Genomic DNA, 20,947 nt, shown 5'->3' with positions numbered 1-20,947 from the left:
CGGACGACCGGCCTCCGCTCCCGCCGGCTCCACCGGTGCGGGACCCGGCTCCGGGTCCGCCGCAGGTACGGGAACCCGAACCGGCCCCGGCGGCGGAACAGCCGCTTCTGCCCGCACCGCCCCGGACCCGCCCTCACCTCCACAGCCTCCGCAGCCTCCACCGGCGGAGCCACTGCTTCCGCCGGTGGAGGGACCGCCCTCGGGACCGCCCTCGGGACCGCCCGAGGTACGGCAGCCGGAATCGCGGCCGGCGCAGGCACCCGCTTCACCGGCAGCCGTACCGGAACCACCGGCGCCGCCCGCTCCCGCCCGCCTGTCCGGGCCTCCCGCCACGGTCCGCCGGCGCGCCCCCTGGGAGCCGCCCGACGCACCCCGGGCACCGCGTGCCCCACGGAAGCCGGACCGGCCGCGGTCCGCGAACGACGCTCCGCCGGACGACCGGCGGCCCGGGTCCCCCACGTCTCCGCAGCCCGGGTCGCGGCCTGCGGCCCCGTACGCCGGAGGACCGACCGAGACCGCCCGGACCGGCAGCGGGGGAGACCGGGGCCGCCCCCGTGCCGGTTTCGTCGGGGACCGGCCGCCCACCTACGACGCCGACCCCACCGCCCTGCCCGCCGCGGACCCGCGCACACTCGACACCCTCGTCGCGGACACCGTGCTCGACGGTGCCCGGTACGGCACGTACACCCTGCGCGCCGCCTCCGTCCGCGGCGACTCCGCCCGCTACCGCGGCGAACCCCGCCGCGACGCGCTGCTCACCGCCCGCTTCGGCCGCGGCGAGGACGGGCTCGTCCTGGTCGCGGTGGCCGGCGGGGCCCGCGCCACCGAGCGCGCGCACCTGGCCGCCGCCGATGCCTGCCGCCGGATCGGTGAAGCGGTCGGCCGCAGCCACACCCGCCTCGCCGACGACATACGGGCGGCCCGCAGGAGCGATCTCAAGTCCGGCCTGCACCGCCTCACCGACCGCAGCTACGGCAAGCTGCGCGCCCGCGCGTCCGAACTCGGCCTGGAACCCGAGGAGTACACATCGAGCCTGCGCTGTCTCCTCCTCCCCACCGACCCCCGGTGCCGCACCAGGGTCTTCTTCGGGATCGGTGACGGAGGTCTGTTCCGGCTGCGCGGCGGCGCCTGGCAGGACATCGAACCCTCCGTCCCCGAACCCGCCGCCGTCACCGGCGGGCCCGTCCTCGGCTTCGGCTCGGCCCCGCCCGAGACCCCCGGGGGCGACCGCCTCACCGTGGACCTCGGCATTACGACGCCCCCGCCCCCGTACGCCGAAAGCAAGCTCCCGCCCGCCGAGCCCTTCCGCTTCCGGGCCTCGGTGGCCCGCCCGGGCGACACCCTCCTCCTGTGCACCGACGGCCTCGCCGGCCCCCTGCGCGGCGAGCCCGCCCTCGCCGGGGAACTCGCCGAACGCTGGTCACCCGCCGAACCTCCCGGCCTCGCCGAGTACCTCATGGACACCTGCCTGAGGGTGAAGGGGTACGCCGACGACCGGACGGCGGTGGCGGTCTGGGAGGCGTGACGGCGTCATCCGGCCCCCGGCATGTGCCTGCCACCGCCCGGCCGGCAAATGGAGCGGACATGAGTGCTATCGCGCGAGCGGGGCATGCATCCCGTGAACCTGTTCGAGAGAAAGGGCCGATCCGACGTGCGGGTGGGGGCTATGACAGGGCAACAGGCGGGCGGCCGCGGTGCCGCCGCGCGAGGGCCGTCGCAAGCACCGGAGGAGGGAAAGGGGGCACTCATTCATCTGCGGCGCAGATTGCGGCATGCGGATCTCACAGCGGTTCCGGAGGTGCGGCACGCTCTGCGCGACCTGCTGCGGCACCGGGAGGCCCACGAAGACCACCGGGGTGACCGGGACGACCGGTGCGACCGGGACTGTACGGACGTCGCCGAGCTTCTGACCACCGAGCTGGTGACCAACGCCCTGGTCCACACGGAACACGACGCGGAGGTCACGGCCACCGTCGCCGCCTCCAGGCTCCGGGTCGAGGTGCGGGACCTCGCCGCCCGCCACCCGCAGCTGCACGTACCGATCGCCGACGACGGTACGCACGGCAGGGGCCTCTTCCTGGTGCAGGCACTCGCGGACGCGTGGGGCGTAAGGGCGCACGGCGTGGGAAAAGTGGTCTGGTTCGAACTCGAACTGGACGGCGGGCCGGTGTGACCGCCCGGCCCGCCGCCGCGGTTCAGCCGAATTGCTGTTCGAGGTCCTTGAGCTTGCGTTCGAGGGAGTCGAGCCGCGGCAGAGCCTGTGTGTCGTCCTCGGCGGTGAGGTCGACGGTCGTCACGCCCTCAGCACCTTTCACGGCCTGAAGGGAGGGCCTTGGTCGAAGCGGCAGTTGTCCGGGCTCTGCTATGGCAGGCTCCGCGACCGCTTGCGGCGGTGCGGAGCCCTGGGCGGGTGCGAGGGTCGGGATCTCGACCTGCCGGCCGCCGCCACGGCCGCGCCATGCCCTGTGCTGCCGGTTGATGGCCTTCAACCGGGCGCGTTCCAGCTTCTGGTGGTCGCGCCGGCGAATGCGGTTCTGCTCCTTCTCGCGTGCGTCCTCGCGTACTTCCTCGACCGCCTCGTCCAGCGTGCGCACACCTTCCAGGAGCATCAGCGACCAGGCGCCGAAGGTCTCCCTGGGTGCCCTCAGCCACCGTACGATCCGGATCTGCGGCAACGGGCGCGGCACCAGGCCCTGTTCGCGCAGCGCGGCCCTGCGGGTCTGCTTCAGCGCGCGGTCGAACAGCACCGCGGCCGACAGCGACATCCCGGCGAAGAACTGCGGGGCGCCCGCGTGGCCCAGGCCCCGGGGCGCGTGGACCCAGTTGAACCAGGCGGCCGCACCGGCGAACGTCCACACCAGCAGGCGCGAACCGAGGGCCGCGTCACCGTGGCTGGCCTCGCGCACCGCGAGCACCGAGCAGAACATGGCGGCGCCGTCGAGGCCGAAGGGGACGAGGTACTCCCAGCCGCCGGAGAGGTTGAGGTTCTGCCGGCCGAAACCGACCAGGCCGTGGAAGGAGAGTGCGGCGGCGACCGCCGCGCAGCAGAAGAGCAGCAGGTACGAAGCGATCCCGTAGACCGCTTCCTTGCGCCTGCGCCGTTCCTCGGTACGTTCCCAGGAGTTGTCGGCCGCGGCCCTGCCGCCGGCGCGCTTGCCGCGCGCGAGCACCGCGACCGCCGCCAGGACCCCCGCGAGCATCACGCCACCCGGAAGCAGCCAGTCCAGCGATATGTCGGTCAGTCTCATGCGGTGTCCCTTGCATCGCGGTAGGGCGTTTCGGGCGCCATATTGGCGGAATCGAAGTGCCCCGAAGAGGCTTTCGGTGCAAGAGAACGCCAAGGGGGTTCCCGGGCATGCGAATAGGCGCGATCCGGTCGAACCGCCGTGCTGAAGAGGCGAATTGTGTTCGATTTATGCCACCCGTCCGGGTGGCGTGCCGTCAGGCGGTGGCGACCGCGGACGCCGCTGTCGCCGCGGCTTCCTCGCTCAGCTTCCGTATGCGCTCGGCGTCGCACGTACGGGGGCACGTCACGCAGGTGTCCTCGGGGCGCAGCGTGTAGAAGAGGCAGCAGCTCGCCCGGTCGCGGGTCGGCAGCGCTTCGCCGTTCGGCCCGGTCAGCTCGCGGAAGCCGGCCGTGCCCGCGTACGGCTTGGTCGTGCCCGGCAGCAGCTCCTCCAGCTCCCGCATGGCGCGCCGCTCGTCCCCGAGCAGGTGCGCGATGTACCAGAGCCCTTCCACGATCTCGTCCGTCGCCATGCCCCACAGTGCGCGCTTCCCGCGCCGCATCCGGGGTCCGAAGCCGTCGAGCACCGGCCCGAGGTGTTCGGCGACGGCGTCCCGCACCTCGGCGCGCAGGGCCTCCTCGTCCGGTACGACGCGGGCGCCGGGCAGAGCGGCGGCCGGGTCGCCCGGCAGGCAGGCGAATTCCCGCACGCGTACGGTCATGCGGCCCAGGGACCGCTGGAAGGCGACGTCCTCGACGGGCACGCGGGGCACCCGGCGGTCCAGGAACCACGGCACGGTGACCAGCAGACAGGCGGGCCAGGCGTACCGGTGCAGACCGAAGCTCGCGACGACGTCGGGGCGGGCCTGCTGTCCGTAGTCGCGCAGGACCTGCGCGTTGTCCCAGGCGAGGAAGGCGTCGAGCGCGTCGCCGCCGGCCGCCAGCTCCGCCGAGCCCACCCAGCCGCTCCCGCGGGGCGCCTGCTCGCCGTCGTCCAGTTCGGTGACGCGCAGTCCGGAGAAGACCTCCGTGAGGCGGGCGTACGAAACCGCGACGGGGGAAGCGGTGACGCCGGGGGCAAGCGTGTAAACGGTCATGCAGGGGACCACCGAATCGCGATCGTTTGCAGGTAAGCCTTACCTTACCCGATCTTCTCTGTATTTGAACTGTCCCCCCGGCCGCTTATCGTGCATACGGGACACGCACCGGAGGGACCCCCATGGAGCAGGCCAGACCGCGCGAGGCCGCGTACGGGCGGATACCTGCCGTCCGCGCCCCGGAGCAGGCCCGCGGCGCACACACGCACAGCGGGCCCCCGGCCCCCCGCCCCGTCCGGCGCCACTCGGTCCGGGGCCAGATTCTCGACGCCCTGCGCACGGCCCTGGTCACCGGCGAGCTGGCCCCCGGCGAGGTCTACTCGGGCCCCGCGCTCGGCGCCCGCTTCGGTGTCTCGGCGACCCCGGTCCGCGAGGCGATGCAGCAGCTGGCGCTGGAGGGCGCGGTGGAGGTCGTACCGAACCGCGGCTTCCGCGTCACGGTCCGCAGCGCGGTGGAACTGGCCGAGCTGGCGGAAGTGCGGTCCCTGATCGAAGTGCCGGTCATGCTCCGCCTGGCCCTCACGGTCCCGGCCGGCCGCTGGTGCGAGCTGCGCCCCCTGGCGGAAGCCACCACGGCGGCGGCGGCGACGGGCAACCGGGCGGCGTACGCCGAATCGGACCGCGCCTTCCACCGCGCGATCCTCTCCCTCTCCGGAAACCACCAGCTGGTCACCGTCGCCGACGACCTCCACCGCCGTTCCCAGTGGCCCCTGCTCACGGGCGACCCGCTGGGCCGCCGGGCGGACCTCCTGGCGGACGCCGCGGAACACCTGGCCCTGCTGGACGCCCTGGCGGCGCAGGACCTGACGGTGGTCCAGTCCCTGGTCCGCGAACACTTCGCGGGCGCGGACCGCTGAGGTACGGACCCTTTCAGGCCGCTTCCGGGACGACGACCGCCCGGCCGTTGATCTCGCCGGCGTGCAGGCGTTCGTACGCCAGGGGGGCGTCGTCGATGCCGTACGTCTCCACGTGCACGTCGACCGCGCCCGCGCGGGCCAGGTCCAGGACCTCGATCAGTTCGGAGCGCGAACCCCAGTAGGGGGAGCTCACCGAGGTCTCGTACGGGAGGCTGCCGAACCCCACCGGGAGCGTGCCGCCGCCGATGCCCACGATCGCCACGTCGGACTCGGTCCCCGCCACCGCGCCCGCCGTCGCCAGGGTGGGGGCCGCCCCCACGAAGTCGAAGACCGCCGTCGCGCCCAGGCCGCCCGTCAGCTCGCGGACCTCCGCCGCCGCGTTCGCGTCCGAGAGCACCGCCTCGTGCGCGCCGACCGCGCGGGCCAGGGAGAGCTTGTCCTCGGTGACGTCCAGGGCGATCACGCGGGCCGTCGTCATGGCGCGCAGCAGCTGGATCGCCACGTGGCCGAGGCCGCCCGTACCGATGACCACGGCGGTCGAACCCGGCACCAGCTTCGGCAGCGAGCGCTTGATCGCGTGGTACGGCGTCAGGCCCGCGTCGGTGAGCGGGACCGACGTGACCGGTTCGAGGCCGTCGAGCGGCACCAGGTGGCGCGGACTGTCGACGATCATGTACTCGGCGATCGCGCCGGGGGCGCCGAGTCCGGGCGGGAAGATGCCGAGCCGGGCCGCCCGCAGGCAGTAGTTCTCCTTGCCCTCGGCGCACTTGGCGCAGGTCCCGCAGCCCCAGGGGCCGTACACGGCGACCGGATCCCCCACGGCCGGGCCGGTGGCACCGTCGCCGAGTGCGGCGACGGTGCCGGCGCCCTCGTGGCCGAGGGTGAGGGGCAGCGGGAAGCCCAGGCTGCCGGCGGGCATGCCCATCACGGCGATGTCGGAGTGGCAGACGCCCGCCGCGGTGACCTTCAGCAGCACCTGGCCGGGGGCCGGCTCGGGCGTGGGGACGGTGACCACCTCGGGAGCGGCGCCGATGGCGCGGTACTGGACGGCCTTCATGTCTGCTCCTCGGGCTGCTGGACCGGTTCCGCCTCGTCGTACAGCCAGTCCAGCAGGCCGGGGGGCGGGACGCGAGCGGAGGGCTCCCGGCCCCTCACCGGGCCGGCCGGGCGAACCGGCCCGGCCGGGCGAACCCCGGCCCGCCGACCGGGCCGGGGCCCGCCGCTCTACGCCGCCGCAGGTGGTGAGAGCTGCGCCGCCAGCCAGGTCGGTACGCCGTCCAGCAGCCGGAACAGGCGGCCCGCCTCCGCCCGCAGGCGTGTCGCCTCGGGCTCCGGTTCCGCTTCTGCCAGGGCGGCCAGGGCCGGGGCCGTGCCCACCAGGTAGCCCAGTTCCTCCCGTATCCGCAGCGACTCGGCGAAGCCGTGTCTCGCGTCCGCCAACTCGCCCTCGCGCAGGGACAGTCCGGCCAGGTGGCGCCAGGTGAACGACAGCAGCAGCGTCTCGCCGTGCGCCGTGGCGCCCGCGTGGGCGCGACGGTAGGCGGCACGGGCCGACTGCGGGGAGTCGGAGAGGTGCTCCGCGATCAGGCCGCGGCGGAAGTCCAGCAGGGGACGCCCCGGCGCCGTGGGGGCGAGCAGCGCGGCCGCCCTGCCGAGCGCGGAACGCGCCTCGTCGGCGCGGTCGCGGACGCCGAGCACCGTCGACGCGTACGCGAGGTGACCGCGTTCGCAGGCCGCCGCACCCCGCTCGTCGTCGCTCCGGGCCGCCGCCTCCGCGGTACGCAGGGCGTCCTCCGCCTCCGCCCAGCCCTCCGTGGTGAACAGGCAGCGCTCGACGAGCAGCGAGGCCCGCTGGAGCGCGGCGGCAGGGGCCGCGGCGGCACCCGCGTGTGGTTCGAGCAGGGCCGCGGCGTCGGTCCAGCAGCCGCGCGAGCGCAGCCGCCATACCGCGGTCTGGAGTGGGCTTCCGTCATCTGCGGTCGTTCCGGAACCAGACATGGCGGTATGCGCCACATTGCCCTCCCCGAGCAGCACGTCATCGAGCTGTGAGTACCGGTCGTGCGGTAGTGGGCGAATCTCAGCACGGAATGGCACCCCGGGCCAAGGGGTCAGGTGAACGAATTCACAATCGGCCGGCCGGGGCGGCCGGTGGGCCGGGAGCGGCGGCCGTCACCGGCTTCACCCGTTCGGGGTACCCGGACAACTCGGTATCGGCCGGGACCGTCCGCTGGCCCCCGCTCGCGGTCAGGGCGGAGGAGTCCCCCGCCCGGGTGCGCTAGCTCATCCTCAGGGCGAGGAAGAAGTCCAGCTTGTCCTCGAGACGCGACAGGTCACGGCCCGTCAGTTGCTCGATCCGGCCCACCCGGTAGCGCAAGGTGTTCACGTGCAGATGCAGCCGGGCCGCACAGCGCGTCCAAGAACCGTCGCAGTCGAGGAACGCTTCGAGGGTGGGGATCAGTTCCGCCCGGTGCCGCCGGTCGTAGTCCCGCAGCGGATCCAGCAGCCGCGCCGTGAACGCCCTGCGCACGTCGTCGGGCACGAACGGCAGCAGCAGCACGTGCGACGCCAGCTCGTGGTGGCCCGCCGCGCAGACCCGGCCGGGGCGCGCCGCCGCGACCCGGCGGGCGTGCCGGGCCTCCTCCAGCGCACCTCGCAGCCCCTCCGCCGAGTGCACGGCCGCGCTGACACCCAGTGTCAGCCGCCCGTCCTCGGCCAGACCGCCCGAGAGCGGCTCGCGCACCGCTTCGAGGAGTACGTCGGCGTGCAGGCCCGTACGGGAGCCGGGCGCGCCCTCGCCGCCCTCCCCGTCCTTGTCCGCGCCGCCGTCCCCGTCCGGCGCGGAGGCCGGCAGCGGTACGAGCGCGATCGCCTCGTCGCCCGCGTGCGCCACCGCGATCCGGTCCGAGGAGTCGGAGCCCGTCACCGCCGGGTCGACCAGGATCTCCTCCAGCAGTGTCTGCGCGACGGGCCCGGCCTGGATCGCCGCGGCCGGGCCGCCGGCACCGCCCGCCCCGCCGGGCCCCCCTTCCTGCCAGTCCACCCGTGCCACGACCACCTGCCAGTGCGGCGCCGAGCCGAGGCCCGGCAGCAGCACCGGGGCGGCGACCCGCAGGCGTGCCGCGATCTCGGCCGGGGCCGCGCCCGCCTGGACCAGTTCCAGGACCTCCTGGGCGAGGCGGCGCCGTACCGTACGGGCCGCGTCACGCCGGTCGCGTTCGACGGCGATCAGCTGGGTCACTCCCTGGAGCAGGTCGAGGCGGGCGGCGGGCCAGTCGCCCGCGTCCGCCTCCACGGCCAGCAGCCAGTCGGAGAGCACGCTCTCGCGCACGTCGCGGGACGCGGCGGCAGCGGTGGTGCCGCGGCCGCCGCCCCTGACCGGGAACAGCGAGTACGTCGTCCCCCGCACGGCGGCCCGGTGCGGCGCCCGGCGGCCGGTGCGGCTCGCGGCCAGGTGCTCGCCCGCGAGCGCGGCCCCCACGGCCGGCGGCAGCGGGTTGCCGGCGCCCGCGATCTGGCGGCCGGTGGGCGAGAGCACCCAGGCGCGCAGGTCCAGGTCGGACGTGAGCAGGTCGAGCACCACCTCGGGACCGCCGCCCGTCGGGCCCGACGTCATCAGCCTGCGGTGCCGGTCGACGACGGCCGCCAGGTCGCCGGCCCGCTCGCCGGACACCTGGCGCACCACGTACTCGGTGATGGTCGCGAAGGCGACGGCCTCGCTGACCGCGAAGAGCGGCAGCCGGTGGCGCACGCACGCTTCGACCAGATCGCTCGGGATGGCGCCGAGCTCGGCCTCGCCCGCCGCCAGGCCGACGACGCCGGCACCCGCCAGGATGCGGACGAAGGGCTCGGAGTCCTCGGCGGAGCGCCGCCACGCCAGACCGGTGAGCACCAGTTCGCCGCCGGACAGATAGCGGCTGGGGTCCCGCAGGTCCGTGGTCATCACACCGCGCACGGTGCGGTCGAGCTCGTCCTCGCCGCCGAGGAGCCGCAGGCCCAGCGCGTCGGTCTCCAGCAGTGAGCGCAGCCGCATGGGTCGCCGCCGATCTGTCTCTCGTTGTTGCCAGTGGGGATGTGTGTGCCGATGGGTTTGTGGTTTCCCGAAGAAAACCGTGGGGCCACCGGGCCCCGCCTTTCGTTCGAATCTACAAGACGCGAGCGGCCACCAGCCAACTCCTTCATGGTTTCGGTGACTGCACCGGGCGGAGGCCCGGCTTGTGTACTGGGGCCAAGCCACGTGAACAGCAGATGAACGCCCCAGAGCGGCCCGGAACTGCTCGGAGCGACCAGGTCGACAGCCGGCGGTTGGCCGTCTCCAGCCCCCGCGACACGCGAACCACCCGATTGAGAAGAAGAGAGCCTCATGGACTTCCTTCGCCCCGCCAGCTGGGAGGAGGCGCTCGCCGCCAAGGCCGAGCACCCCACGGCTGTGCCTATCGCGGGCGGCACAGATGTCATGGTCGAGATCAACTTCGACCACCGCCGTCCCGAGTACCTCCTGGACCTGAACCGCATCGGCGAACTGCGCGAGTGGGAGGTGGGCGAGGAGACCGTACAGCTCGGTGCCTCCGTCCCGTACACCCGGATCATGGACCACCTGCGGGCGGAGCTGCCGGGCCTCGCGCTCGCCGCCCACACCGTCGGATCGCCCCAGATCCGCAACCGCGGCTCGGTCGGCGGAAACCTCGGTGCCGCTTCCCCCGCCGGTGACTCGCACCCCGCCCTGCTGTCGGCGGGCGCCGAGGTCGAGGCCGAGTCGGTGCGCGGTACGCGCCTCATCCCGGTCGAGGAGTTCTACACCGGTGTGAAGCGCAACGCGCTGGAGCCGGACGAGCTGATCAAGCGCGTCCACGTCAAGAAGGCCGACGGGCCGCAGCAGTTCTCCAAGGTCGGCACCCGCAACGCCATGGTCATCGCGGTCTGCGCCTTCGGCATCGCGCTGCACCCCCAGACCCGCACGGTCAAGACCGGCATCGGTTCGGCCGCCCCCACCCCGCTGCGGGCCCGCGCCGCCGAGGACTTCCTGAACGCCGCGCTCGAAGAGGGCGGCTTCTGGGAGAGCGGCAAGATCATCACCCCGTCGATCGCCAAGCAGTTCGCGGAGCTCGCCTCCGGCGCCTGCAACCCGATCGACGACGTGCGCGGCACCGCGAAGTACCGCCGTCACGCGGTCGGCATCATGGCCCGCCGCACGCTGGGCTGGACCTGGGAGCAGTACCGCGGCACCGCCCGCACGCTTGAAGGAGCTGCATAGCAATGCGCGTGAATTTCACGGTCAACGGCCGTAAGCAGGAAGCCGACGACGTCTGGGAGGGCGAGAGCCTGCTCTACGTCCTGCGTGAGCGCATGGGTCTGCCCGGTTCCAAGAACGCCTGCGAGCAGGGCGAGTGCGGTTCCTGTACGGTCCGCCTCGACGGCGTCCCCGTCTGCGCCTGCCTCGTCGCCGCCGGCCAGGTCGAGGGCCGCGAGGTCGTCACGGTCGAGGGCCTCGCCGACTTCGCCAAGCAGCGCGAAGAGGGCTGTGCGGCCGGTGCCTGCGGCTCCGGCGGTACGTCGCTCCAGGCCGCCCGGCAGTGGCAGGCCAAGGGAACGGACTCGCAGACCGGTGAGGGCGAGGAGCTCGCCCCGATCCAGCAGGCGTTCATCGAGGCCGGCGCCGTGCAGTGCGGTTTCTGCACCCCGGGTCTGCTGGTCGCGGCCGACGAGCTCCTGGAGCGCAACGCCGAACCGTCCGACGCGGACATCCGCGAGGCGCTCTCGGGCAACCTGTGCCGCTGCACCGGTTACGAGAAGATCCTGGACGCGGTGCGGCTTGCCGCGGCTCGTCAGGACCGTCAGGGAAGCGGGGTCTGATCATGGGCGTCACAGGTACCCCCACCAGCATCAACCAGGGGTCGAAGACCAGGGGCGGCATCGGTGAGTCCACCCTCCGCCCCGACGGCACCCTCAAGGTCACCGGCGAGTTCGCGTACTCCTCGGACATGTGGCACGAGGACATGCTCTGGGGCCACACGCTGCGCTCCACCACCGCGCACGCCGAGATCCGGTCGATCGACACGTCCGAGGCGCTCGCCGTGCCCGGCGTCTACGCCGTGCTGACGTACGACGACCTGCCCACCGAGGTGAAGAACTACGGCCTGGAGATCCAGGACACCCCCGTCCTCGCCCACGGCAAGGTCCGCCACCACGGCGAGCCGGTGGCCGTCGTCGCCGCCGACCACCCGGAGACGGCCCGCCGCGCCGCCGCCAAGATCAGGATCGACTACGCCGAGCTCCCCGTCATCACCGACGAGGCGTCGGCGACGGCGCCCGACGCGCTGCTGATCCACGAGGGCCGCGACGACCACCACATCGGTCACGTCCCGCACCCGAACATCGTGCACCGTCAGCCGATCGTCCGCGGCAACGCCGACGAGGCCGCCGAGCGGGCCGACGTCATCGTCTCCGGCGAGTACGTCTTCGGCATGCAGGATCAGGCGTTCCTCGGCCCCGAGTCCGGCATGGCCGTACCCGGTGAGGACGGCGGCGTCGACCTGTACGTCGCCACCCAGTGGCTGCACTCGGACCTCAAGCAGATCGCCCCCGTCCTCGGCCTGCCCGAGGAGAAGGTCCGCATGACGCTCTCCGGCGTCGGCGGCGCCTTCGGCGGCCGCGAGGACATCTCGATGCAGATCCACGCCTGCCTCCTCGCCCTCCGTACGGGCAAGCCGGTCAAGATGGTCTACAACCGGTTCGAGTCCTTCTTCGGCCACGTCCACCGCCACCCGGCGAAGCTCTGGTACGAGCACGGCGCGACCAAGGACGGCAAACTCACGCACATGAAGTGCCGGATCGTGCTGGACGGCGGCGCCTACGCGTCCGCCTCCCCGGCGGTCGTCGGCAACGCCTCGTCGCTGAGCGTCGGCCCGTACGTCGTCGAGGACGTCGACATCGAGGCGATCGCGCTCTACACCAACAACCCGCCCTGCGGTGCCATGCGCGGCTTCGGCGCGGTCCAGGCGTGCTTCGCCTACGAGGCGCAGATGGACAAGCTCGCGGCGAGGCTCGACATGGACCCGGTGGAGTTCCGCCGGCTCAACGCCATGGAGCAGGGCACGCTCCTGCCGACCGGCCAGCCGTGCGACTCCCCGGCGCCCGTCGCCGAGCTGCTGCGCCGCGTCAAGGCCATGCCGCTGCCGCCCGAGCAGCAGTGGCTGGCCGCCGGCGAGCAGGCCGACGTACGCGCCCTGCCCGGCGGTCTGTCGAACACCACGCACGGCGAAGGCGTCGTACGCGGTATCGGCTACGCGGTCGGCATCAAGAACGTCGGCTTCTCCGAGGGCTTCGACGACTACTCCACCGCGCGGGTGCGCATGGAGGTCATCAACGGCGAGCCGGTCGCCACCGTGCACACCGCGATGGCGGAGGTCGGCCAGGGCGGCGTCACCGTCCACGCGCAGATCGCCCGCACCGAGCTGGGCGTCGCCCGGGTGACGATCCACCCGGCGGACACCCGGGTCGGCTCGGCGGGCTCCACGTCCGCGTCCCGCCAGACGTACGTCACCGGCGGCGCGGTCAAGAACACCTGCGAGAACGTCCGCGAGAAGGTCCTGGAGATCGGACGGGCCAAGTTCGGCTCGTACCACCCCGCCTGGGCCACCGCCGAGCTGCTGCTCGAAGGCGGCAAGGTCGTCACCGACGGCGGCGAGGTACTGGCCGACCTGGTCGACGTACTGGAGGACGAGGCGGTCGACCTGGAGCTGGAGTGGCGCCACCGGCCCACCGAGGCGTTCGACCTGCGCACGGGTCAGGGCAACGGCCACGTCCAGTACTCGTTCGCCGCGCACCGCGCGGTCGTCGAGGTGGACACCGAGCTCGGCCTGGTGAAGGTCGTCGAGCTGGCCTGCGCGCAGGACGTCGGCAAGGCGCTCAACCCGCTGTCCGTCGTCGGCCAGATCCAGGGTGGCACCACCCAGGGCCTGGGCGTCGCGGTCATGGAGGAGATCATCGTCGACCCGAAGACCGCGAAGGTGCGCAACCCCTCCTTCACGGACTACCTGATCCCCACCATCCTCGACACGCCGACCATCCCCGTCGACGTGCTCGAGCTCGCCGACGAGCACGCGCCGTACGGCCTGCGCGGCATCGGTGAGGCACCCACCCTCTCGTCGACCCCGGCCGTCCTCGCGGCGATCCGGAACGCGACGGGTCTGGAACTCAACAGGACGCCGGTGCGCCCCGAGCACCTCACGGGCACCTGATCGCCCGAGTTCCGCCGGAAAGCTCCCCGGGCGGTGCCGTGCCTCCAAGGAACGTCACACTTCCCCGCCTGTCACCGCCCGGGGTCCCCACGTACCGCATCGCTCGCGGTCCTCGCACTACCCGCTTTTTTCACTCAGCCGGTTTTGCCCCAGTTCGCCTCGGGCCGTCCCCCGGGTCGTGCAGCCCTCGCACCATCCCAAATCCCGCGTTTCCAGTCTTCATGCGGGTGCCCCTTTGAACCTTGGGAGACAGGCACCATGACCCAGCAGTCCACAGAGCCGGCGACCACGGCGGAGGGCGCCGGCGCGGGAACGCGCCAGCCCGCCGGTCGGTCGTGGCTCGACCGCTACTTCCACATAACGCGCAGAGGGTCCACGGTCGCCCGTGAGGTCCGCGGCGGCATCACCACCTTCATGGCGATGGCGTACATCATCCTGCTGAACCCGGTGATCCTCTCGGTCCCCGATGTTGCGGGCAACAGGCTCGACGGCAATCAGCTGACCACCGCGACCGTCGCCGCCGCCGCCGTGACCACCATCGTGATGGGCTTCGTCGGCAACGTGCCGCTCGCGCTCGCGGCGGGTCTCAGCGTCTCCGCCGTCATGGCCTTCCAGGTCGCCCCGGAGATGACCTGGGGCAACGCGATGGCCATGTGCGTCATCTACGGCCTCGTGATCATCCTGCTCGTCGTCACCGGCCTGCGGGAGCTCATTATGAACGCCATCCCGCTGGCCCTGAAGCACGCCATCACCATGGGCATCGGCCTGTTCGTCTGCCTCATCGGCCTGGTGCAGGCCGGCTTCGTCACCTCCATGCCCGGAGAGGGCGGCATCGCCGGCGCCAAGCCGATCCAGCTCGGCACGAGCGACATGCTCACCGGCTGGCCGGTGCTGTGCTTCTCCTTCACCGTTCTGCTGATCTTCCTCCTCCAGGTGCGCAAGGTACCCGGCGCGATCCTCATCGGCATCGTCGGCGGCACCGTCCTCGCCGCGCTGGTCCACCAGCTCGCCGGCCTCGACCAGAAGGCCTGGGGCCTGAACGCCCCCGAGCTCGCCGGCGGCATCGTCAGCACGCCGGACTTCGGCCTCTTCGGCAGCGTCTCCTTCGACGGCATCGGCAGCATCGGCGGCATCACCGTCGGCGTCATCGTCTTCACCCTGGTGCTGGCGGGCTTCTTCGACGCCATGGGAACCATCATCGGCATCGGCCAGCAGGCCAACCTCGCCGACAGGGACGGCAGGATGCCCGGCCTCAACAGGGCCCTGGCCGTCGACGGCGCGGGCGGCGCGATCGGCGGTCTCGCCGGCGCCTCCGGGCAGACGGTGTTCGTCGAGTCCACCGCGGGCGTCGGCGACGGCGCGCGGACCGGCTTCGCCAGTGTGGTCACCGGCCTCGCCTTCACGCTCTGCCTCTTCTTCACCCCGCTGGCCCAGCTCATCCCGACCCAGGTGGCCGCCGCCGCGCTGGTCGTCATCGGCGCGATGATGCTGACCAACGCCAAGCACATCGACTGGGACGACACGGCGACCTCCATCCCGGTCTTCCTGACCACCGTGCTGATGCCGTTCACGTACTCCATCACCGCGGGCATCGCGGCCGGTGTCATCGCCCACGTGCTGATCAGGACGGCGCAGGGCAGGGTGCGGGAAGTGGGCTGGCTGATGTGGGTACTGGCCGCCGTCTTCCTCGCCTACTTCGCACTCCACCCCATCGAGGGCTGGCTGGGCGTCAAGTAGCGCCCCGCCCCTCCCACACACCCCGTAAGGAGACAGTCATGCTGGACATCGCCGAAGAACTCGACCGGTGGGTCGAGCAAGGACGCGACTTCGCCGTCGCCACGGTCGTGGCGACGAACGGCAGCTCGCCCCGGGAGCCCGGAGCGGCCCTGGCGGTCGACTCCGAGGGCACGGCGATCGGCTCCGTCTCCGGCGGGTGTGTGGAGGGCGCGGTGTACGAGCTGTGCCGACAGGCTCTCCAGGACGGCCGGGCCGTCCTGGAGAGCTTCGGCTACAGCGACGAGGACGCGTTCGCCGTGGGCCTGACCTGCGGCGGCGTGATCGACATCCTCGTCACCCCGGTACGCGCGGACTCTCCCGCCAGGGAGGTGTTCGCGGCCGCGCTGGCCACCGCCGCGCGTGGGGGCGCGGCGGCGGTCGCGCGGATCACGGACGGGCCGGCCGAAGTCATGGGCCGCGCCCTGCTCGTACGCCCCGACGGTTCGCACGACGGCTCGTCCGCCTGTGAAGGAAGCCTCGGCGGGCACCCGGAGCTGGACCGTACGGCGGCGGGCGAGGCCCGCGCCATGCTCGACGCGGGACGCACCGGCACCGTCCTCATCGGCGAGGACGGCTCGCGCTGCGGCCGGCCGCTGACGCTCCTCGTCGAGTCGAGCGTCCCGGCCCCCCGCATGATCGTCTTCGGCGCCGTCGACTTCGCCGCCGCGCTGGTGCGCGTCGGCAAGTTCCTGGACTACCACGTGACCGTGTGCGACGCCCGGCCCGTCTTCGCCACCGCCACGCGCTTCCCCGAGGCCGACGAGGTCGTCGTCGAGTGGCCGCACCGTTACCTGGAGTCGACCGAGGTCGACGGCCGTACGGTGCTCTGCGTCCTCACCCACGACGCCAAGTTCGACGTCCCGCTGCTGGAACTGGCGCTGCGCCTGCCGGTCGCGTACGTCGGCGCGATGGGCTCCCGCCGCACCCACGAGGACCGCAACAGGAGGCTGCGCGAGGTCGGCGTCACCGAGCTCGAACTGGCCCGTCTGCGCAGCCCCGTCGGCCTCGACCTCGGCGCCCGTACGCCCGAGGAGACCGCCCTGTCCATCGCCGCGGAGATCGTCGCGTCCCGGCGCGGCGGCACCGGCGTCTCCCTCACCGGCGCGCACACCCCGATCCACCACGAGGGCCCCCGGGAACCGGCCGGGCGGATAGGTTCCGTCGCCTGACCGTGGTACGGGCATAGAGTGTCCGGCGTGAGTGATCTTCGCCGGGCCAGGGTCCGGACCCGCGTACGCGCGGCCGTGGCCGCGGGCCTGACCCTGTGCGCGGGGCTCGGCGTCCGGGCCGTGGCGGACGGCGACATCGCCAAGTACGCGGGGGACGCGCTCTACACCGTCCTGCTGTGCGCGCTCGTCCTGCTCCTCGCGCCCGCGACCCGCCCGCCGGTGGCCGCCGCCGTCGCACTGGGGCTCAGCTGGGCGGTCGAGTGCGCCCAGCTCACCGGAGTACCCGCGGAGCTGGCCGAACGCAGTACGGCCGCCCGGCTGGTGCTCGGCTCGACCTTCAACGCGCCCGACCTGCTCTGGTACGCCGCCGGCGCGGGCCTCTTCCTGCTCATATGCGCCGTGGTGCCCCGGCCGAGCGGCCCGCGCCACGCGTCGTGACGTGAGGCGCGGGAGCGCTCCCTGTCCCCACCTCTCGCGAGCCAGGAGCGACCCCGTGCGCAGCAGAAGACCCACCCTCCCGTCCCTGACCGTCCTGACCGCGGTACCCCTCACCCTGACCGGCCTGGCAGCGGCGCTTTTCCTGGGCGCGCTGTCCGCCGGCGCGACCGACGACCCGGCCGGCCCGGACGGTTCCGCCGCCACCCGTCTGTACGCCCCCGACGCCAACCCGGCGGCGTACCGCCAGGCCGACGAACTGGACCGCGGCAAGCAGTCGCGCGAGGCTGCCGGGCTCCGGGCCATGGCCCGCACCCCGCACGCCGTCTGGCTGGCCGGCCGCACCCCGGGGGAGGTCAGGGACGAGACGCGCGACGTCGTCCGCGACGCCGCCCGGGACAAGGCGACGCCCACGCTGGTGCTCTACCACGTCCCGGGCCGGGACTGCTCCCTGTACTCGGCGGGCGGCCTGCGCGACAGCGCCGAGTACCGGGAGTGGATCGGCGGTGTGGCGAAGGGCATCGGCGACAGCCGCGCGCTCGTCGTCCTCGAACCCGACGCGCTCGCCCTGGTGCCCTCCGACTGCCCCGACGGCGGCGCCGAGGACACCGAGGGGGCGAAGGAGGCCAGGACGGCCGCGCGCTACGCCCAGATCACCGACGCCGTCACCACCCTCGCCGCGCTGCCCCGCACCAAGGTGTACGTCGACGCCGGGCACCCCTCCTGGCACACCGTGGACAGCATCGTGCCCCGGCTGGTCAAGGGTGGTGTCGCACGTGCCGCGGGCTTCTCCGTGAACGTCGCCAACCACAGCACCGACAGCACGAACGCCTGGTACGGCAAGCTCATCTCCTCCTGCCTGGCCTACGTCGACAAGGGCGGCAAGGCGTCCGACTGCCCCAGCCAGTCGTGGCCGAGGGCCGACGCCCAGAACTGGCTCGACCGTCATGTGGGCGTCCCCGACCCGGCCCGTATGAAGCACTTCGTCACCGACACCAGCCGCAACGGCCAGGGCCCGTGGACCCCGCCCGCCGACAAGTACAGCGACGCGCAGGACTGGTGCAACCCGCCGGGACGCGGCCTCGGCGCCCGTCCCACCACCCGCACCGGGGACCCGCTGAACGACGCCAACCTGTGGATCAAGACGCCGGGGGAGTCGGACGGCGAGTGCCTGCGCGGTACGGCCGGACCCCAGGACCCCGAGCGCCGTACGGTCGACCCGAAGGCGGGCCTCTGGTTCCCCGAGCAGGCGCTGGAACTGGTGCGGCTCGCCAGCCCGGCCATCATGCCGCGCTGAGGAAGCGGCTGTGGGACCCCCTCGGCCGTGTGCGCAGCCGCCGCCCTTCTCCTGAACGTACGAGAAGGGCGGCGGCTGCCGTTCCACGTCCGTTCCAGAAGCAGCGAGTCGGTCCGCCGACCGTGGGGGAGGTCGCGAACCGGCCCTGGACACGCCTACTTGGTGCACGGGACCGGGGGCGGTGGGTACCAGCGCAGCGGAAGCCGCCGCAAAGGCGGCCGTGTTCCCAGGGGAATCATGCACCACAGACCTTCCGTACGCCTCAGAGCCTCGGTCACCGCGGCCGTCGCCCTCGCCGCCCTGCTGGCCGCGCCCGGCGTCGCGCCCCAGGCCGCCACCGCTCCACCCGGACGTACCGCCACGGCCGCCGAGACCACGGACGCCGCCCTCGGCTACCGGGTGGACCCCGCTCGCAGGCCAACCACCCGCCAGCCGCGTCCCCAACCTCTCAGGGCAATACACCTAGCCCGCACCCGCCCGGAGGGGAGCTCCGCCCAGGGCGGCCCGGGTGCGCCGCCGCTCCGGAGCACCGCCCGGCGACCAGGCGTTCGGTGACAGGGTTCTCGCCGAGGGCTGCCAGGACATGGTGAGGGGCCGCTGGGAGGGCGCCCGCGACCTGCTCGCCGAGCATCCCCGCGACGAAGCGGAAAGACTGTTCTTCCGCCGGCGGGACAGGGCGCCGACTTGACCTTTCCGACCTGCCCCACGGCGCAATATTGGCATAAAATTTACATATGGGCAGTAATGAGCATGAGACCGAAGCGCGGGCCCGGCACGTGTGCCCGGTCTGCAAGCAACCCGTCCAGACAGTGATCAAACGACACAAGTCTCTGGGGGTCTTCGTGCCCGTCTGGCGTCCGGGGCCGTGTCAGAACTCCGACTGCTCCGCGTACGAGGCACAAGAGGAACCGGAGCGCAGGAAGCGCGAATCCCACTCGTGACGGAGGGCGCCTCGCTCGGTTCGAGGCGCCCCGTTCCGATGTGCCAGAGTGGCGGCATGCTGGAGCTCGCGATCCTGGGATTCCTGGCCGACGGGCCACTGCACGGAGACGAGTTGCGCCGCCGCACGGCACGCCTGTCCAGCCGCTTCCGGCCGGTCGGTGAGGGCAGCCTCCGCCCGGTGATCGACCGCCTCGTCGAGGCCGGCCTGCTGGACCGGCGGACCGAGCCGGGCGCCGCGACGGCCCGGCAGCACACCCTGAGCCTGACCGGCACCGGCCACGCCGAGCTGCTGCGGCGGCTCCGGGCCCCCGACGACCTGGACATCAGCGACAGCGCCCGGTACTTCACGATCCTGGCGTTCCTCTCCCGGCTCCCCGGCCCCGGCGACCGCCGCGCGGTGCTGCGCCGGCGGCTGGAGTTCCTGGAACAGCCGAGGCACTCCTTCCATGATGCTGACGTCGAAGCCGACGGCACGGACGACCCGTACCGTCGCGGGATGCTCGCCGTCGCCCGGGCCGCCGACCACGCGGAGCGGTCCTGGCTGCGAGAGGTCACAGCCGAAGGAGCCGGGGCGGCGAAAGCACCGGTCCGCGCGCAAGGGCCGGGCGTCCTCGCCCGGTTGGCGGCACTGACCGGCGGTGTGCTGTGGCGTCTGAGCGGGAGCGGCCGGCAGCTGGACGCGAATGTGATCCGGCTGGCGCCCCGCGCCCGAGTCGCTCCGCACGTCGAGCCCGACCTGGACGTCCTGGTGTACGTGGCACAGGGCGCCGGCCTGCTGGAATGCGACGGCGAACGGCACGAACTCGCACCGGGGGCCGTGGCATGGCTGCCGCACGGAGCCCAACGCGCCGTCTCGGCGGGTCCCGACGGCCTGGCCTACCTCACGGTCCACCGCCGCCGCCCGGGGCTCACCATCCGCAACGCCCCGCCCGTGTCACCCGTGGCGGAGGAGGGCGGCGAGGCGGCGTGTCTGCTGGACCGGGTCTGCCCCGACTGCGGCCGTCTCGCGCCGGAGCGCGGCGACCGGTACTGCGGCCGGTGCGGCACCCCCCTGTCCTCTCCCTGAGGCCCTGCCGCCCCTTCACCCCTGCGCGGATCGTCCCGGAACCCGGCCGGAGTCTCCCGTACGGAAACAGGTGTCCCGGGCTTCGAAGCGGACATGGACCCCCGGCCCCACCCGGACCGTCCAGCGGCACGTCGCCGACGCGCACGTGCCGCTGGACGGTCCGGCCCGGGTGGGCAGCGAAACGCCCGCCGGGCAGCCGGCCCGGCCGGAAGAGATCGCACCCACCCGCGTGCACCTCGCCTCGGACGCCGATTCGAGGCGAGGTGCCCGCGGGTGGGCGAGGTCATCGCCGTGACCGGCGGCGAGACGGACACCCGCTGACGGGAAGGGCTACGAGTGGTGGGTCTCGCCACCGGAGACCGCTGCCGAGCCGAGAAGCTCGTGCAACAGGTGCGAAGCCGTGATCGCGCCGAACAGGCGCGTCCCCTCCCGGGCCTTCTCCGCCACCGCGACCAGCGGGCTGCGCACCCGTGCCATCAGCGCGGCCACCTCCAGCGCGGTGTCGTCGGGGGCGGCGATCGGCGGCGGGGCCGTGGTGCGGGGAAGGCAGTCGCCGACCCGGCGCCCGGCCAGGGTCTCGCAGAGCCGGTCGGCGTGCTTCTCGTCGATGACCGCGGCGAGCGCCGGATCGTCGATCACGTAGGAGGGGACCAGGATCTTGACCATCTGGGAGGCGGGGAGGATCGCCTTCGGCTCGCCCCGCCCGTCGAGCACCAGCAGCCCGGGAAGCCGGTGCTCGGACATCAGCCGGGCGGCCTCCAGAGCATCGCTGTCGATGCTCACGGCTTCGTACTCCTCTGCCAGGTCACGCGCGCGCACGGCCGGCTCCCGTCTTCTCGGAGAAG

18 protein-coding genes are annotated in these 20,947 nt (G+C 73.1%); 12 read left to right on the top strand and 6 right to left on the bottom strand.

Going from position 1 to position 20,947, the window contains the following annotated elements; all coding sequences use genetic code 11:
* The first annotated feature begins 655 nt into the window (after positions 1-655).
* Together BN1555_RS40165 and BN1555_RS05940 are read left to right on the top strand one after the other, a co-directional pair.
* Positions 656-1,525 carry a protein phosphatase 2C domain-containing protein gene (locus BN1555_RS40165; protein ID WP_255305901.1) on the top strand — a complete coding sequence of 290 codons (870 nt, stop codon included), beginning with the start codon at positions 656-658 and terminating at the stop codon, positions 1,523-1,525.
* A gap of 222 nt (positions 1,526-1,747) precedes the next feature.
* Positions 1,748-2,173, top strand: a complete 426-nt coding sequence (locus tag BN1555_RS05940; RefSeq protein ID WP_255306370.1) for an ATP-binding protein — start codon at positions 1,748-1,750, stop codon at positions 2,171-2,173.
* A gap of 22 nt (positions 2,174-2,195) precedes the next feature.
* On the opposite strand, the gene BN1555_RS05935 is transcribed toward BN1555_RS05940, so the two are convergent.
* Together BN1555_RS05935 and BN1555_RS05930 are read right to left on the bottom strand one after the other, a co-directional pair.
* A complete protein-coding gene (locus BN1555_RS05935; RefSeq protein WP_093798403.1) occupies positions 2,196-3,248 on the bottom strand; it encodes a DUF2637 domain-containing protein in 1,053 nt (350 codons plus the stop codon).
* Between the two features lie 193 nt (positions 3,249-3,441).
* A complete protein-coding gene (locus BN1555_RS05930; RefSeq protein ID WP_093798402.1) occupies positions 3,442-4,323 on the bottom strand; it encodes a (2Fe-2S)-binding protein in 882 nt (293 codons plus the stop codon).
* Positions 4,324-4,445: 122 nt separating this feature from the next.
* Between BN1555_RS05930 and BN1555_RS05925 the strand changes: the two genes are divergently transcribed.
* A complete protein-coding gene (locus BN1555_RS05925; RefSeq protein WP_093798401.1) occupies positions 4,446-5,180 on the top strand; it encodes a GntR family transcriptional regulator in 735 nt (244 codons plus the stop codon).
* A 13-nt stretch (positions 5,181-5,193) separates the two neighbouring features.
* On the opposite strand, the gene BN1555_RS05920 is transcribed toward BN1555_RS05925, so the two are convergent.
* The 3 genes from BN1555_RS05920 to BN1555_RS05910 form a co-directional block, all read right to left on the bottom strand.
* On the bottom strand, positions 5,194-6,237 hold the full coding sequence (locus BN1555_RS05920; RefSeq protein WP_093798400.1) for an NAD(P)-dependent alcohol dehydrogenase: 1,044 nt from the start codon (positions 6,235-6,237) through the stop codon (positions 5,194-5,196).
* Positions 6,238-6,404: 167 nt separating this feature from the next.
* Positions 6,405-7,178 (bottom strand): hypothetical protein, encoded by a 774-nt coding sequence (locus tag BN1555_RS05915; RefSeq protein WP_176709967.1) that lies wholly within the window; start codon positions 7,176-7,178, stop codon positions 6,405-6,407.
* 277 nt (positions 7,179-7,455) lie between these two features.
* Positions 7,456-9,210 carry a PucR family transcriptional regulator ligand-binding domain-containing protein gene (locus BN1555_RS05910; RefSeq protein WP_093798399.1) on the bottom strand — a complete coding sequence of 585 codons (1,755 nt, stop codon included), beginning with the start codon at positions 9,208-9,210 and terminating at the stop codon, positions 7,456-7,458.
* A gap of 330 nt (positions 9,211-9,540) precedes the next feature.
* On the opposite strand from BN1555_RS05910, the gene BN1555_RS05905 reads away from it, so the two are divergent.
* The 9 genes from BN1555_RS05905 to BN1555_RS41545 all read left to right on the top strand — a co-directional run bounded on the left by BN1555_RS05905 (position 9,541) and on the right by BN1555_RS41545 (position 20,102).
* Positions 9,541-10,431 (top strand): FAD binding domain-containing protein, encoded by an 891-nt coding sequence (locus tag BN1555_RS05905; RefSeq protein ID WP_093798398.1) that lies wholly within the window; start codon positions 9,541-9,543, stop codon positions 10,429-10,431.
* A 2-nt stretch (positions 10,432-10,433) separates the two neighbouring features.
* Positions 10,434-11,030 carry a (2Fe-2S)-binding protein gene (locus tag BN1555_RS05900; protein WP_093798397.1) on the top strand — a complete coding sequence of 199 codons (597 nt, stop codon included), beginning with the start codon at positions 10,434-10,436 and terminating at the stop codon, positions 11,028-11,030.
* A 2-nt stretch (positions 11,031-11,032) separates the two neighbouring features.
* Positions 11,033-13,417: a xanthine dehydrogenase family protein molybdopterin-binding subunit gene (locus tag BN1555_RS05895; protein ID WP_093798396.1), complete on the top strand. Its 2,385-nt coding sequence runs from the start codon at positions 11,033-11,035 to the stop codon at positions 13,415-13,417.
* A 258-nt stretch (positions 13,418-13,675) separates the two neighbouring features.
* Positions 13,676-15,154, top strand: coding sequence for an NCS2 family permease (locus BN1555_RS05890; protein ID WP_093798395.1), 1,479 nt, complete (start codon positions 13,676-13,678; stop codon positions 15,152-15,154).
* A gap of 38 nt (positions 15,155-15,192) precedes the next feature.
* On the top strand, positions 15,193-16,362 hold the full coding sequence (locus tag BN1555_RS05885) for an XdhC family protein (RefSeq protein ID WP_093798394.1): 1,170 nt from the start codon (positions 15,193-15,195) through the stop codon (positions 16,360-16,362).
* Between the two features lie 27 nt (positions 16,363-16,389).
* On the top strand, positions 16,390-16,800 hold the full coding sequence (locus tag BN1555_RS05880) for a ribosomal maturation YjgA family protein (RefSeq protein WP_255305900.1): 411 nt from the start codon (positions 16,390-16,392) through the stop codon (positions 16,798-16,800).
* A gap of 55 nt (positions 16,801-16,855) precedes the next feature.
* Positions 16,856-18,094 carry a glycoside hydrolase family 6 protein gene (locus BN1555_RS05875; RefSeq protein WP_093798393.1) on the top strand — a complete coding sequence of 413 codons (1,239 nt, stop codon included), beginning with the start codon at positions 16,856-16,858 and terminating at the stop codon, positions 18,092-18,094.
* Positions 18,095-18,602: 508 nt separating this feature from the next.
* A complete protein-coding gene (locus tag BN1555_RS05870) occupies positions 18,603-18,782 on the top strand; it encodes a hypothetical protein (RefSeq protein WP_093798392.1) in 180 nt (59 codons plus the stop codon).
* Positions 18,783-19,091: 309 nt separating this feature from the next.
* Positions 19,092-20,102: a helix-turn-helix transcriptional regulator gene (locus tag BN1555_RS41545; RefSeq protein ID WP_176709966.1), complete on the top strand. Its 1,011-nt coding sequence runs from the start codon at positions 19,092-19,094 to the stop codon at positions 20,100-20,102.
* A gap of 330 nt (positions 20,103-20,432) precedes the next feature.
* On the opposite strand, the gene BN1555_RS05855 is transcribed toward BN1555_RS41545, so the two are convergent.
* Positions 20,433-20,921 carry a CBS domain-containing protein gene (locus BN1555_RS05855; RefSeq protein ID WP_093798390.1) on the bottom strand — a complete coding sequence of 163 codons (489 nt, stop codon included), beginning with the start codon at positions 20,919-20,921 and terminating at the stop codon, positions 20,433-20,435.
* Between the last annotated feature and the right edge of the window lie 26 nt (positions 20,922-20,947).

Origin of the sequence: Streptomyces sp. Wb2n-11 (genome assembly GCF_001049855.1) — a bacterium.
Taxonomy (GTDB): Bacteria; Actinomycetota; Actinomycetes; order Streptomycetales; family Streptomycetaceae; genus Streptomyces; species Streptomyces altiplanensis.
This window is presented reverse-complemented; position numbering and strand designations above follow the sequence as displayed.